This window comes from Bradyrhizobium sp. BR 10261 (assembly GCF_019455395.1).
Classification (GTDB): domain Bacteria; phylum Pseudomonadota; class Alphaproteobacteria; order Rhizobiales; family Xanthobacteraceae; genus Bradyrhizobium; species Bradyrhizobium manausense.
In genome coordinates, this window is sequence record NZ_JACOFQ010000003.1 from 43,389 (window position 1) to 57,478 (window position 14,090).

Below are 14,090 nucleotides of genomic sequence, written 5' to 3' on the forward strand. Positions count from 1 at the left end.
CTAAGACCGGTAATCGCCGTTGATCGCGACATATTCCTTGGTCAGGTCGCAGGTCAGCACGCGATCGCGGCCCTTGCCGAGGCCGAGCGAGACCCGGATCGCGATCTCCGGCGCCTTCATCGCCTCCGACACCTGCGCTTCGTCGTAGGAGGGATCGCGCGCGCCGCTCTTGGCGACCCGGATGCCATTGAAGGAGATCGACAGCTTGTCACGATCGGCTGGCTCGCCGGCCTTGCCGACCGCCATCACCACGCGGCCCCAATTGGCGTCCTCGCCGGCGATCGCGGTCTTCACCAGCGGCGAGTTGGCGATCGACATCGCGATCTTGCGGGCGGAAGCCTTGGTCTTGGCGCCCTCGACGGTGATCTCGACCAGTTTTCGCGCGCCCTCGCCATCGCGAGCGACCTGCTCGGAGAGGTCAGCGAGGATCTGGTTGAACGCTTTCACGAAAGCCTTCAGGCGCGGATCGCTGGCGCGGCTGATTTTTGGCGCGCCGTGTTCGGCGGCCGCACCCGTCGCGAAAGCCAGCAGCGTGTCCGAGGTCGAGGTGTCGCCGTCAATCGTCACCGCGTTGAAGGTGTCCTCGACGCCGGCCTTGAGCAGCGCCTGCAGCGCGGCGGGCGCGATCGGCGCGTCGGTGAAGATGAAGGACAGCATGGTCGCCATATCGGGGGCGATCATGCCGGCGCCCTTGGCCATGCCGTTGATGGTGACCTTGGCCTTGCCGAGCTTCACGGTCGCGGTCGCGACCTTGGGGAAGGTGTCGGTGGTCATGATCGCTTTCGCTGCGGCGAGGTAGTCGCCTGGCTCGGCTGATACGGCCAGGCGGCCCAGCACGCCGTCGAATTTGGTCGCGTCCAGCGGCTCGCCGATCACGCCGGTCGAAGCCAGGAAAATCTCGCTCTCGCTGCAGCCGACGGCCTTGGCAGCGATCTTCGCGGTCAGCGCGGTGGAGGCCCGGCCAGTCTTGCCGGTGAAGGCGTTGGCATTGCCGGAATTGACGACCAGTGCGCGCGCCTTGCCGCCCTTCAGCTTGGCACGGCACCATTCCACCGGCGCGGATGGGCATTTCGACTTGGTGAAGACGCCGGCGACGGCCGTGCCCTTGTCCATGATGGCGAGCAGCACGTCGGTGCGGTTCTTGTAGCGGATGCCGGCCTCGGCCGTCGCAAGACGGACGCCCGCGATCACGGGCATATCGGGGACACTCTTGGGGGCGAGGGGAGAGACGGAGGAGGACATCGCGGACGGCCTTGGTGAGGTCTGGATATGCAGATGCCCGGCCCCTCTTTGCGGGGGCCGGGCATCAGGTAGGCTTAGATACTCTCCGCGTCACCGAAGTGACAGCAAATTCTTACTTCTTGGCCGGAGGGGCCATCTTGCTGTCGGCCGGCTTGGCATCCTTGGACGCGTCGGCCGCCGGCTGGTCCAGCCGCTCGACCTTGGCTTCCGTGCGCAGCTTGGCGACGTAATCGGCCTGGGCCTTGCGGGTGACGTACTGCTCGATCTGGGGCTTGACCTGGTCGAACTCGGGCGCCTTGCGGTTGCGCTTTTCCTCGACCTTGATGATGTGCCATCCGAACTGCGACTTGACGGGGTCGGAGATCTTGCCCGGCTCGAGCGTGAAGGCCACGGCCGAGAACTCCGGCACCATCTGTTCCTTGGTGAAGAAGCCGAGGTCGCCGCCGTCGGCAGAGCCCGGGTCCTTGGACTTCTTCTTGGCGAGGTCGGCGAAATCGGCGCCCTTGTCGAGCTCCGCCTTCACCGCCTTGGCCTCGTCCTCGGTCTCGACCAGGATGTGGCGGGCGCGCACTTCCTGCTCGCCGGTGATCTGCTTGGAGGCCTCCTCATAGACCTTCTTCATGGCGTCGTCGGTGCTCGCCGCCTTGCCTTCCTGGGCGAGCAGGCTGTCCATCAGCAGGCGGTTGCGGGCGAACGCCATGCGCTTCTTGAATTCCTCACCGTCGGCGACCTTCTTGTCCTCGGCGGCCTTGGCCACGATCTTCATGTCGATCAGGAACGACAGGACGTTTTCGTCCTTGGTCGCCGGATCCATCTGGGCGAGGCTCGGTCCGAGCTCTTCCTCGGCCATGGTGACGTCGCTCTTCTTGATTTCAGCGCCATTGACCTTGGCCAGAACCGGATCGTCGGCCGCCCGGAGCGGGCCCGCGAACGCCAGGGTCAGCGCCAAGCAGGCTGCCAAGCCGAGGCTGCCAGCCAGGGCGGACGCTTGGCGGAAACGCAGGCCGGTGGTTACCGGGAACGAGGTGGTCATGGAAAATCCTTTTGTTGAAGCAGGGGGCTGCTCGAGCGGGGCGGACACTCGCCCAATTCAGGGGGGCTTGGCAACGCGAAAAGTCTGTCAAAATGATGAATTAGCCGCAATGCGCCTGCCGTTGACAAGGCCCTGACCGGGCCATATCTCTGCGCGGTCGCGACCATGGCGATGGCTTTTATTTTGCTGCGTTTTTGGCCGTTGAACCCAGACTAGCCCAATTCCCACCCATATGGCGGATGACCCCCCGCAGTCCGGGCTCTGGCGCCATAAGGCGTCACGGTGAGTTGATAGCCCGGAGGGTGACAACTTCTTAGGCCAACGCGGTTAAATCGCGAACACAGGAACTAGGCATGATCGGCGCGCTCGCCCGCAAGTTTTTCGGTTCCGCCAACGACCGGCGGGTGAAGGGATATCAGTCCCGCGTCAACGCGATCAACGCGCTGGAGCCCGAGCTCATCAAGCTCTCCGACGAGCAGCTCAAGGCCCGCACCGCCGAGTTCAGGCAGCAGCTCGCCGAGGGCAAGACGCTGGACGACCTGCTGGTGCCCGCCTTCGCCACGGTACGCGAGGCTGCCAAGCGCACGCTCGGCCAGCGCCATTTCGACGTTCAGCTGATCGGCGGCATGGTGCTGCACGAGGGCGACATCGCCGAGATGAAGACCGGTGAAGGCAAGACGCTGGTGGCCACGCTCGCCGTCTACCTCAACGCGCTCGCCGGCAAGGGCGTCCACGTCGTCACCGTCAACGATTACCTCGCCCGCCGCGACTCCGGCTGGATGGGCCAGATCTATAGCTTCCTCGGCATGACCACGGGCGTGATCGTCCATGGCCTGGACGATGCGGAGCGCAAGGCCGCCTATGCCTGCGACATCACCTACGGCACCAACAACGAATACGGCTTCGACTATCTTCGCGACAACATGAAGTACCGGCTCGAGGACATGGTCCAGCGGCCGCACTTCTTCGCCATCGTCGACGAAGTCGACTCCATCCTGATCGACGAAGCGCGCACGCCGCTGATCATCTCCGGCCCGCTCGACGACCGCTCCGACTTCTACAACACCATCGACGGCTTCCTGCCGAAGCTCGACAAGACCGATTACGAGGTCGACGAGAAGCAGCGCACCGTGACGCTGACCGAAGGCGGCATGGAGAAGATCGAGACGCTGCTGCGCGATGCCGGCCAGCTCAAGGGCGAGTCGCTCTACGACGTCGAGAACGTCTCCGTCGTGCACCACATCAACCAGGCGCTGCGCGCCCACACGCTGTTCACCCGCGACAAGGACTACATCGTCCGCGACGGCGAGGTCGTGATCATCGACGAGTTCACCGGCCGCATGATGCCGGGCCGGCGCTATTCGGAAGGCCTGCACCAGGCGCTGGAAGCGAAAGAGCATGTCCAGGTTCAGCCCGAGAACCAGACCCTGGCCTCGATCACCTTCCAGAACTATTTCCGCATGTACGAGAAGCTCGCCGGCATGACCGGTACGGCCGCGACCGAAGCGGACGAGCTGTTCGACATCTACAAGCTCGAGGTCGTGGAGATCCCGACCAACCTCGCCATCGCGCGCCTCGACGAGGACGACGAGGTCTACCGGACCCAGAAGGAAAAATACCAGGCGATTCTCGCCGAGATCGAGCGGGCCAACGCAAGGCTGCAGCCGGTGCTGGTGGGTACAGCCTCGATCGAGAAGTCGGAAGTGCTGGCCGAATTCCTCAAGGCCAACGGCTACAAGCAGATCGACTTCGGCAAGGAGAACGCGCTCGACAAGCTCTATGCCGCCGCGCGCGCCGGCAAGCCGGCAAAGCTGTTCGCGGTGCTGAACGCGCGCTTCCACGAGCAGGAAGCCTATATCGTCGCCGAAGCCGGCGTGCCCGGCGCGATCACGATCGCGACCAACATGGCCGGCCGCGGTACCGACATCAAGCTCGGCGGCTCGCTCGAGATGCGTCTCCAGCAGGAGACCGCCGGCATCGAGGACGAGGCCGAGAAGGCGAAGAAGGTCGAGCAGATCAAGGCCGACATCGCCCATTTCCGCGACATCGTGCTGAAGGCCGAGGAGACCGTCGAGGTCGAGCCGGCCAAGGGTTCAAAGCCCGCCAAGACCGTGAAGAAGCCGGGCGGCCTCTACATCATCGGCTCCGAGCGTCACGAATCCCGCCGCATCGACAACCAGCTCCGCGGCCGTTCCGGCCGTCAGGGCGACCCCGGCCGCTCAAAGTTCTTCCTGTCGCTGGAAGACGATCTGATGCGCATCTTCGGCTCGGACCGCCTCGACAGCATGCTGCAGCGTCTCGGCCTGCAGGAGGGCGAGGCGATCATCCATCCCTGGATCAACAAGGCGCTGGAGAAGGCGCAGCAGAAGGTCGAGGCGCGGAACTTCGACATCCGCAAGAACCTGCTCAAGTTCGACAACGTCCAGAACGACCAGCGCAAGGTGATCTTCGACCAGCGCGTCGACCTGATGAAGGACGACAGCGTCGCCGAGACCGTCAGCGACATGCGTCACGCCTTCATCGAGGATCTCGTCGCCAAGCACGTGCCCGAGCATGCCTATGCCGAGCAGTGGGACGTCGCGGGCCTGAAGGACGAATTGAAGCGCGTGCTCGATCTCGACCTGCCGGTCGACGACTGGGCCAAGGAAGAGGGCATCGCCGACGAGGAACTGCTCAACCGCATCGAGACCAAGGCGGATGAGCACATGGCAGCCAAGGTGGGGCAATGGGGTCCCGACGTGATGCGTTACGTCGAGAAGACCATCCTGCTGCAGACGCTCGACCATCTCTGGCGCGAGCATCTGATCATGCTCGACCATCTGCGCCAGGTCATCGGCCTGCGCGGCTACGGCCAGCGCGATCCCTTGCAGGAATACAAGACCGAGGCCTTCAACCTCTTCCAGGAGATGAGCGCGCATCTGCGCGAGGCCGTCACGGCGCAGCTGATGCGGGTCGAGATCGTGCCGCCGGAGCAGGAACCCCCCGTGCTGCCCGCGATGGAAGCGCACAAGTTCGATCCGAGCACCGGCGAAGATGAAATGGCCCTCGCCAGCGTCACCCTCGCCCCGCAGCACACCGACGCCGCGCTGCGCGACCCGAACAATCCCGCCAGCTGGGGCAAGGTCGGCCGCAACGAGGATTGCCCGTGTGGCAGCGGCAAGAAGTTCAAGCACTGCCACGGCCGGTACGCGTAGCGACAGGGCGATACTGTCATGCCCCGCGAAGGCGGGGCATCCAGTACGCCGCGGCTTCTCGGCTCAATCACATCAGTCTCTGGAATACTGGATCGCCCGATTAAATCGGGCGATGACAGCTCAGTGTGTGGCGTTCAGATATTTCCGCGCTAGGCCGGGACGACGATCCTTGTTGGGAGGCGGCGTTGCAACTCACTCATCGTCGTCCTGGCGAAAGCCAGCGCCGCGGCTTCGTAGCCCGGATGGAGCGAAGCATAATCCGGGAATCCTTGTCGCGATGAGAGAAAGACCCGGATTGCGCTTCGCTGCATCCGGGCTACTGCTGTGCAGCGAGACGCGCGCGCCCGCTCAATTCGAGCTGTCGATCAAGCTCTCCAGCAGCCGCTTGAGCTCGCTCGTCGACTTGTCGCCGTAGCTCTCCAGGATGTGCTCTTCCTGGTCCACCGCGAGCGAGTTGAGCTTCTTGCACAGCACCTTGCCGCGATCGGAGATGAACATCAGCACCTTGCGGCGGTCGTTGGGGTCCTGCACGCGATAGACCAGCGTGTCGGAGACCATGCGGTCGATCATCTTGGTCAGCGTCGGATGGTTGAGCAGGACCGCGTCCGCAAGCTCGCCCATGGAGTGGCCATCGCCGTCAGACAGCACTTTCAGGATGCGCCATTGCTCGACTGGAACTCCTTCCTTGCTGAGGCGCAGTTCCAGCTGGCGGTTGATCTCCCGGTTGGCTTGCGCGAGCAGGTAGGCGAGGTGTTCGGTGATGGGAGCGTTCGATTTTGCCACGGCTGAAGACTTCGTCTTGACCCAATTGAGTGAATGTCTTGCAATCAATGCTGCATCTATATGCACTTCAATTGTTGAATATTCAATATTTTCAAAATAGGATGATTGCCCAACAAAAGGGCGGATGCCGCGGCCGCCTGCTCAACGGGCTTTCAGGTCTGGGACCGGACAGGAGTTGGCGTGCACGCGACGGTAAACTTCCCGGCTCACGGCGGTCCGGCGTTGCCGCCGTCCTTGCTGTTCAGGAATCTGTCGTCATCGGCGGCTGATGGTTCGCTGTCGCCGCGCGATCACATCCTCTTCAAGCGGCGCGGCGCCAACAAGCTGCGTGTCGGCGGCTTCATCTGCTGCACCGGATCGCCGGGGATCTGGGGCCCCTGCGCAATCAACTCTGCACAGCTCGCCGTTGCCGAAATCAACAAGCGCGGCGGTGTCCTCGGCCGCGAGATCGAGCTTTCCGTTTACGACGCCGGCGGTCCGCTGGACGAGGTGCTGAACCGCGCCGAGCAGGCCATCGCCTTCGACGAGCTCGATCTCATCGTCGGCCTGCACACCAGCGCGGTCCGCGTTGCCTTGCGCGACATCACCACGCGGCATCGCATCCCCTATATCTACACGCCGGTCTATGAGGGCGGCGAGCGCACGCCGGGCGTGATGGCGATCGGCGAGACGCCGCGCTGGCAGAGCCGGCCGTCGATTCACTGGCTTGCCGAGGTCAAGAAAGCAAAGCGCTGGTACCTGATCGGCAGCGATTACGTCTGGCCCTGGCAGTCACACCGCGCGGTGAAGAACTACATCAAGGAAACCGGCGGCCACGTCGTCGGCGAGGAGTTCGTTCCCTTGGGCGAGGACAATCACGAGCCGCATCTGGCGCGCATTCGCGCCGCGCGGCCGGACGTGGTCCTGATCTCGCTGATCGGCACCGATAGCAGCACCTTCAACCGCGCCTTCGGCGAATGCGGCCTGGGCGCCACCACGCTGCGGCTTGCGGGCGCCATGGACGATACTGTGTTGCTAGGCATCGGCGCCGACAACAGCGAGAACATGTTCTGCGCCTCCGGCTATTTCACCGGCACCGGCGCGCGCGCCAATGACGAGTTCCAGAGCCGCTATCGCGCGATGTTCGGGCCGAACGCGCCGCCGATCGGTTCGGTCGGACAGTCCGGCTACGAAGGCATGCGTTTCCTCGAAGCGGTTGCCAACAAGGCCGGCTCACTGGCGATGGGGCCGATGCTCAAAGCCGGCCGCAACATCGTCTACAGCGGCGCGCGGGGGACGGTCACCGTTCGCGACGGGCGCGCGCGGATGCCGATGCATCTCGCCGAGGCCGATGGCCTCGATTTCAAGCTGATCAAGCCGATCTGACCCGCGCCGGGCAATCCGCCGGGGAGGCTTCTGCAAAATAATACTTGAAAAGGAAAATATTTCCGTTTTGAATGTTCCGGCGGGGCCGGTGGTGCGCCGCGCCGGGGCGGCCACGCCCGTCTTCGTTTCAAGAAACTTCAGGAGAGCGCCGTGACAGTTGTCCTTCCCACGCCAGCCCAGCTTCGCAGCGTCGCCGAGCAGTGCGGCCTTTCGCTGACCGACGACGATGTCGCCTCGTTCCGCGGCCTGATGCAGGGCTCGATCGAGGCCTACAATCTCGTCGCCGCGATGCCCGACGAGCTGCCCGAGGTGAAATACCCGCGCACCCCGGGCTACCGGCCCTCTGCGGAGGAGAACCCTCGCAATGCCTGGTATCGCAAATCGACAGTAAAGGGTGCGGCGAGCGGCAAGCTCAAGGGCAAGACGGTGGCCCTGAAGGACAACATCATGCTGGCCGGCGTTCCCATGACCAACGGCTCATCGACCCTGGAAGGTTATGTGCCCGATTTCGATGCCACCATCGTCACGCGCATGCTGGATGCCGGCGCCGAGATCAAGGGCAAGGTGCATTGCGAGCATTTCTGCCTGTCCGGCGGCAGCCACACCGGCTCGTACGGGCCGGTGCACAATCCGCACAAGATGGGCTACTCGGCCGGCGGCTCGTCGTCCGGTTCGGGCGTTGTGGTTTCGCTCGGCGAGGTGGACATGGCGATCGGCGGCGATCAGGGCGGCTCGATCCGCATGCCGTCCTCGTTCTGCGGCGTCTACGGCATGAAGCCGACCTGGGGCCTCGTGCCCTACACCGGCATCATGCCGATCGAGATCTACGTCGATCATACCGGTCCGATGACGGCGAGCGTCGCCGACAATGCGCTGCTGCTCGAAGTGCTCGCCGGCGACGACGGCTACGATCCGCGCATCAAGGCGCCCAGAGTCGAGGAATACACCAAAGCGCTGGGCCAGGGCGTCAAGGGCATGAAGATCGGCATCCTCAAGGAGGGCTTTGAGCAGCCGGGCGCAGAGGCTGCGGTGAATGAAAGCGTTCGCGAGGCGACGAAGCGCTTCAAGGATCTTGGCGCCAGCGTCGAGACGGTGTCGATCCCGATGCATCTCCTCGGCGGGGCGATCTGGACGCCCATCGGCACAGAAGGTCTGACCCAGACCATGATGTTTGGCGATGGCTACGGGCTCAGCCGCGGCGATCTCTATTCGACTTCGCTGATGGATTTTCATCGCGGCTGGCGCCGACAGGCCGACTCGCTGTCCGAGACCACGAAACTGTTCATGATGCTCGGCACCTACATCAACAATAACTTTGGTCCTCGCTTCTACGGCAAGGCGCTGAACATCTCGCGGCGGCTGACCGCGGCCTATGACAAGGCATTCAGTGATTACGATCTGCTGCTGATGCCGACCACGCCGATGAAGGCGACCAAGCTGCCGGAGCCCAATGCCAGCCGCGAGGAGTACGTCGCCCGCGCGCTGGAGATGATCTCCAACACCGCGCCGTTCGACATCACGCATCATCCCGCGATGTCGCTGCCCTGCGGCATGGTCGACGGCCTGCCCGTCGGGCTGATGCTGGTCGGCCGCATGTTCGAGGAATCCACGATCTACCGCGCCGCGCATGCGTTCGAGCAGGTCGGCGACTGGAAGAAGATGTGAGCGAAGTGTTGATACAGACGGGCGGACCAGAGCGTTTTCGAGCGAAGTGGATGCCGGTTCGCGTGAAGAAAACGCGTCAAAACAAGAATCCATCGCATGGCTAACGCGTTCGTCGCGGCGTTCGAGATCCTGAGCTTTGGTGCGATCATCGTCCTGATCGTGCTGGGGCTCGGGATCATCGCGAGCATGATGGGCATCTTCAACTTCGCGCAGGGCGAGTTCGTCCTGCTCGGGGCCTACATCACCTATCTCGCCTATTCCAGAGGCCTGCCGATCTGGGCCGGCATGGTCGCCGCACCCTTCCTGGTCGGCGCGCTCGGCTTCGTGCTGGAGGCGCTGATCATCCGCCGCTTCTATGCCGCGCCGATCGTGGCCATGCTCGGCACCTACGCACTCGGCCTGATCATCCGCGAAGCCGTGCGCGGGCTGATCGGCGGCTTCTATCTTACCGTGCCCGAGCCGATCGGCGGCTCGATCGACATCGGCACCATGCACATCTCGGCCTGGCGCTTCACCATCATCGTCATCACGCTCCTGGTGATGGCCGGTTGCTATCTGCTGCTGTCGCGCACCAGCTTTGGCCTGCGCATGCGCGCCACGCTGGAGAACCCGTCGCTGGCCCGTGCGTCGGGCATTTCGACGCCGCTGATGTACGGCGCCACGTTTGCCTTCGGGGCGGCGCTGGCCGGCCTTGCCGGCGCGCTGATCGTGCCGGTGTTCAGCCTCTATGCCGATCTCGGCATCCGCTTCCTGATCCAGGGCTTTGTCGCCGTCATGGTCGGCGGTGTCGGCTCCTTCATTGGTCCGGTCGCCGGTGCCGGCGTCATCGGCACGCTCAGCGCCGCGCTGCCATGGATCATGGCGCCCGTGGTCGCCGATGTTCTCGTTTTCGTGCTCGCAATTGCCTTCATCAAATTCCGGCCGCAGGGCCTCATCGCTGGAAAAGGGGTTTAGTCAAATGTTCGATCGTCAACTCTCACGCCGCCGCTTCCTGTCCAATTTCGCTTTTGCCTCCGGCGCAGTCGCAACCGGGGTCGGCAGCTGGGTGATCCCGGCGCCCTGGGCCAACGCGGCCGAAGCCCCGATCAAGGTCGGCATCGCCACCGACCTCACCGGACCGATCGCCTATGCCGGCAATGCCGACGCCAATGTCGCCAAGATGGTGATCAAGGACATCAACACTGCAGGCGGTCTGCTCGGTCGTCCGCTCGAGCTCTATATCGAGGACACCGCGTCGAATGAATCGGTCGCCGTCGGCAACGTCCGAAAACTGATCCAGCGCGACAAGGTCGACATGGTGCTGGGCGGCATCACCTCGTCGATGCGCAACGCGATCAAGGACCCGATCGTGGCGCGCGGCAAGACGCTCTATATCTATCCGCAGCTCTACGAGGGCAAGGAGTGCACGCCCTATCTGTTCTGCACCGGCCCGACGCCGGCGCAGCAATGCGACGAGTTCATTCCCTGGCTGATCAAGAACGGCGGCAAGAAGTTCGCGCTCCCGAGCGCCAATTATGTCTGGCCGCACACGCTCAACGTCTACGCCCGCAAGGTGATCGAGCAGAACGGCGGCGAGGTCGTGTTCGAGGAATACTATCCGCTCGACCAGATCGACTTCTCCTCGACCGTCAACCGGATCATCTCCAACAAGGTCGACGTCGTCTTCAACACCGTCATCCCGCCTGGCGTCGGTCCGTTCTTCAAGCAGCTCTATGAAGCCGGCTTCCTCAAGAACGGCGGGCGTCTCGCCTGCGTCTACTATGACGAGAACACGCTCAACATCAATCAGGCGAGCGAGATCGAGGGCCTTGCGAGCTGCCTCGACTATTTCAAGGTGCTGACCAAGGAGAACCCGTTCGACGCCAAGATCCAGGCGGCCTACGAGAAGGACTTTCCAGGCAACTTCCTGTTCGCCGCCGGCAGCGCGGCGACCGGCACCTATCGCGGCCTCAAGCTGTGGGAAGCCGCAGTCAAGGAGGCCGGCAAGATCGACCGTGACTCGGTTGCCGCCGCGCTCGATCACGCCAAGATCGCCGAAGGTCCGGGCGGACCGGCCGAGATGGTGCCGGGCAAGCGGCACTGCAAGATGAAGATGTACACCGCGGTCGCCAAGGGCGGGAATTACGAGATCGTCGGTCGCAGCGACGGCCTCGTCGATCCCAAGGAATGCTAGACTGGAATGCGGAAGTCGATGAGCGCAGTGAAACAGGCGATCCCCGCCGAGATCGGCGGGGAGACGGACGTTGCCATGACTGAACGCATAGCGCCGGCCCGGGCTGTCGCTGGTCGAAAGGTCCTGCCGATCGTGGAGGGAGTGGTGCTGATCGCCGCGCTGCTCGCGCCGCTAGTGCTGCAGGATTATCTGACGGTGTTCGCGACGCGGGTGGTCGTCCTGGCGCTGTTCGCGCTGTCGTTCGATCTGGTCTGGGGCTATGCCGGCATCATGAGCTTCGGCCAGGCCTTGTTCTTCGGTTCAGCCGGCTATGGCGTCGCGCTGCTAGCGCGCGATCTCGATGTCACCAACATCTTCCTCGTGCTGCCGGCGGGCACGCTCATCGGCCTCACCTTCTCGCTGCTGCTCGGCGGCTTCCTGCTGCTGGGACGGCATCCCTCCAGCGTGATCTTCGTCTCGCTCGGCACGCTCACCGGCTCCTACGCCGCCGATCGTCTCGCGCGCGGCTGGTATTATCTCGGCGGCCAGAACGGCATTCCCTCGATCGCGCCGATGACGCTTGGCGGCTATGAGTTCTCGGAAGGCCCGGCGTTCTATTATCTCGTGCTCGGCATCCTCGTCGTGGTCTATCTGCTGTGCCGCTTCCTGGTGCGCTCGCAATTTGGCCTTGCGCTCGCGGGCCTGCGCGAGAACGAGCAGCGCATCGCCTTCTTCGGCTACAAGGCGCAGCATCTGAAGGCGATCATCTTCGCGATCGGCGGTGCCATCGCCGGCCTTGCCGGCAGCCTCTATGCCTTCCACGAAGGTTTTGTGTGGCCCAACATGGTCGGCGTCGTGGTCTCGACCCAGGTCGTGCTCTACGTGTTGTTCGGCGGCTCCGGCACGCTGATCGGCGCCGTCATCGGCACCGTCATCGTCGAGGGCGTCAGCTTCTGGCTGTCGGATAATTACCGCGACATCTGGCCGATCATTCTGGGCGTGTTGCTGCTGCTCGTCATCCTGTTCCGTCCGCTCGGCCTGATCAGTTTTGTCCTCGACGAGCGCGAGCGGGTCGGCAGCTTCGGTGCAAAAATCAGGGGGAAGCGAAATGCCGCTCCTTGAAGCCGCCGGCATCTCGAAAATCTTCGGCAAGCTCACCGCGCTCGACGGCGCCGCGCTCAGCGTCGGCGAGAACGAGTTTCATGGCCTGATCGGGCCGAACGGCTCCGGCAAGAGCACGCTGATGAAGTGCATCGCCGGCGCCGAAGTGCCGACGCAGGGCAAGGTGAGCTTCATCAACACCGACATCACCGCCTTCACGCCGACCGAGCGCGCCCGCGCCGGCATGAGCCTGAAATTCCAGATTACGTCGGTGCTGCCGTCGCTGACGCTGTATGACAACATCCTGCTCGCGCTCCAGGCGCAATCCTCGCTGCTCGATCTCGTGTTCTCGCGCACGCGCGGCGCGCTCCATGATCAGGTCATGACCATGCTGACGCAGTTCCGTCTCGCTGACCGCGCCTTCGATGCGGCGGCTGCGCTGTCGCACGGCCAGCAGCAATGGCTGGAGATCGCGATGGCGCTCGCGGGCAAACCCAGATTGCTCCTGCTCGACGAGCCCACCGGCGGCATGAGCCTGGAGGAGCGCCGCGTCACCGGCGAGCTGCTGCAGCCGATCAAGCAGCATTGCTCGCTCGTCATCGTCGAGCACGACCTCGATTTCATCCGCGACATCTGCGATCGTCTGACCGTGCTCGACCAGGGCAAGGTGCTGGCCTCGGGCACAGTGTCGGAGATCCAGGCCAACACATCCGTCCAGGAGATTTATCTGCGCCGTGCCTGAATTTTTGCACATCCAGCATCTCGACGCCGGCTATGGCCGCAGCCAGGTCCTGTTCGACGTCAACCTCGGCATCCCCTGGCGCGGCGGTGTTGCCGTGCTCGGGCGCAACGGCGCCGGCAAGACCACGCTGATGAAGACGATCGTCGGCGAGCTGCCGGCGTGGAAGGGCGAGCTCGGCTTCGACGGCCGCGACATCAGCCGTCGGCGGCCCGAGCAGCGCGTCCGCGCCGGTATCGGCTATGTGCCGCAGGAGCATTCGGTGTTCGCGCGCCTGTCGGTGCGCGACAATCTCGCGGTCGGCTCGCTCTTCAACAAGGATGCCACCGCGGTCGACCGCGTGCTGGCGATCTTCCCGAAGCTCGGCCAGCGCCTCGACCAGCCCGCCGGCACGCTCTCCGGCGGCGAGCGCAAGATGCTCGCCATCGGCCGCGCCATGCTGGGAGATCCCAAGCTATTGCTGCTGGACGAACCCACTGAAGGCGTCTGGATCGGTGTGATCGAGGAGATCACCGAGCGCCTGATCGAGCTCGCGAGGAATATCGCCGTCATCATCGTCGAGCAGCACCTCGATCTGGCACTGCGCGTCGCCGACTACGCCTACGTCCTCGACCGCGGCCGCGTCGCGCTGCAAGGCGCGGCCGGCGAGGTGCGCGGCAATCCGGAGCTGATGCGGTATCTGGCGCCGTAGGCGGAGTCGAATTACGTTGCTCTCACCCCGATCTCAACTGTCATGCCCCGCGAAGGCGGGGCATCCAGTACGCCGCGGCTTCTCGATTGATAACGACTGCTTCTGGAATACTGGATTCCCCGCCT

At 64.0% G+C, this 14,090-nt stretch carries 11 protein-coding genes; 8 read left to right on the top strand and 3 right to left on the bottom strand.

Annotated elements, in window-relative coordinates:
- Positions 1 to 1,242, bottom strand: a complete 1,242-nt coding sequence (gene argJ, locus HYH07_RS04040) for a bifunctional glutamate N-acetyltransferase/amino-acid acetyltransferase ArgJ (RefSeq protein WP_220001261.1) — start codon at positions 1,240 to 1,242, stop codon at positions 1 to 3.
- Positions 1,243 to 1,354: 112 nt separating this feature from the next.
- Positions 1,355 to 2,275, bottom strand: a complete 921-nt coding sequence (locus HYH07_RS04045) for a peptidylprolyl isomerase (protein WP_220001262.1) — start codon at positions 2,273 to 2,275, stop codon at positions 1,355 to 1,357.
- Between the two features lie 353 nt (positions 2,276 to 2,628).
- Here HYH07_RS04045 and secA point away from each other — a divergent pair, with 353 nt between their 5' ends.
- Positions 2,629 to 5,469, top strand: a complete 2,841-nt coding sequence (gene secA / locus HYH07_RS04050) for a preprotein translocase subunit SecA (RefSeq protein ID WP_220001263.1) — start codon at positions 2,629 to 2,631, stop codon at positions 5,467 to 5,469.
- Positions 5,470 to 5,817: 348 nt separating this feature from the next.
- On the opposite strand, the gene HYH07_RS04055 is transcribed toward secA, so the two are convergent.
- Positions 5,818 to 6,252, bottom strand: coding sequence for a MarR family winged helix-turn-helix transcriptional regulator (locus tag HYH07_RS04055; protein ID WP_057747431.1), 435 nt, complete (start codon positions 6,250 to 6,252; stop codon positions 5,818 to 5,820).
- A gap of 180 nt (positions 6,253 to 6,432) precedes the next feature.
- Between HYH07_RS04055 and HYH07_RS04060 the strand changes: the two genes are divergently transcribed.
- The 7 genes from HYH07_RS04060 (at position 6,433) to HYH07_RS04090 (ending at position 13,965) form a co-directional block, all read left to right on the top strand.
- The gene (locus HYH07_RS04060; RefSeq protein ID WP_220001264.1) at positions 6,433 to 7,617 is read left to right on the top strand and encodes a substrate-binding domain-containing protein; all 1,185 of its coding nucleotides are present in this window, start codon (positions 6,433 to 6,435) and stop codon (positions 7,615 to 7,617) included.
- Between the two features lie 150 nt (positions 7,618 to 7,767).
- Positions 7,768 to 9,282, top strand: coding sequence for an amidase (locus tag HYH07_RS04065; protein ID WP_220001265.1), 1,515 nt, complete (start codon positions 7,768 to 7,770; stop codon positions 9,280 to 9,282).
- A gap of 96 nt (positions 9,283 to 9,378) precedes the next feature.
- Complete coding sequence (locus tag HYH07_RS04070) at positions 9,379 to 10,236, top strand: branched-chain amino acid ABC transporter permease (RefSeq protein WP_220001266.1); 858 nt, start codon at positions 9,379 to 9,381, stop codon at positions 10,234 to 10,236.
- 4 nt (positions 10,237 to 10,240) lie between these two features.
- Positions 10,241 to 11,455, top strand: coding sequence for a substrate-binding protein (locus tag HYH07_RS04075; RefSeq protein WP_220001267.1), 1,215 nt, complete (start codon positions 10,241 to 10,243; stop codon positions 11,453 to 11,455).
- Between the two features lie 6 nt (positions 11,456 to 11,461).
- Positions 11,462 to 12,556 (top strand): branched-chain amino acid ABC transporter permease, encoded by a 1,095-nt coding sequence (locus HYH07_RS04080; RefSeq protein ID WP_220001268.1) that lies wholly within the window; start codon positions 11,462 to 11,464, stop codon positions 12,554 to 12,556.
- Positions 12,543 to 13,277 carry an ABC transporter ATP-binding protein gene (locus HYH07_RS04085; RefSeq protein ID WP_220001269.1) on the top strand — a complete coding sequence of 245 codons (735 nt, stop codon included), beginning with the start codon at positions 12,543 to 12,545 and terminating at the stop codon, positions 13,275 to 13,277. Before HYH07_RS04080 ends, HYH07_RS04085 begins: the two co-directional genes overlap by 14 nt.
- Positions 13,270 to 13,965 (top strand): ABC transporter ATP-binding protein, encoded by a 696-nt coding sequence (locus HYH07_RS04090; protein WP_220001270.1) that lies wholly within the window; start codon positions 13,270 to 13,272, stop codon positions 13,963 to 13,965. Before HYH07_RS04085 ends, HYH07_RS04090 begins: the two co-directional genes overlap by 8 nt.
- Positions 13,966 to 14,090: the final 125 nt, after the last annotated feature.

Bases quoted from the DNA above. Each gene is read 5' to 3' on its own strand.
- argJ (WP_220001261.1), bottom strand. From the start codon at position 1,242: ATGTCCTCCTCCGTCTCTCCCCTCGCCCCCAAGAGTGTCCCCGATATG.
- HYH07_RS04045 (WP_220001262.1), bottom strand. From the start codon at position 2,275: ATGACCACCTCGTTCCCGGTAACCACCGGCCTGCGTTTCCGCCAAGCG.
- secA (WP_220001263.1), top strand. From the start codon at position 2,629: ATGATCGGCGCGCTCGCCCGCAAGTTTTTCGGTTCCGCCAACGACCGG.
- HYH07_RS04070 (WP_220001266.1), top strand. From the start codon at position 9,379: ATGGCTAACGCGTTCGTCGCGGCGTTCGAGATCCTGAGCTTTGGTGCG.
- HYH07_RS04075 (WP_220001267.1), top strand. From the start codon at position 10,241: ATGTTCGATCGTCAACTCTCACGCCGCCGCTTCCTGTCCAATTTCGCT.
- HYH07_RS04080 (WP_220001268.1), top strand. From the start codon at position 11,462: ATGCGGAAGTCGATGAGCGCAGTGAAACAGGCGATCCCCGCCGAGATC.
- HYH07_RS04085 (WP_220001269.1), top strand. From the start codon at position 12,543: ATGCCGCTCCTTGAAGCCGCCGGCATCTCGAAAATCTTCGGCAAGCTC.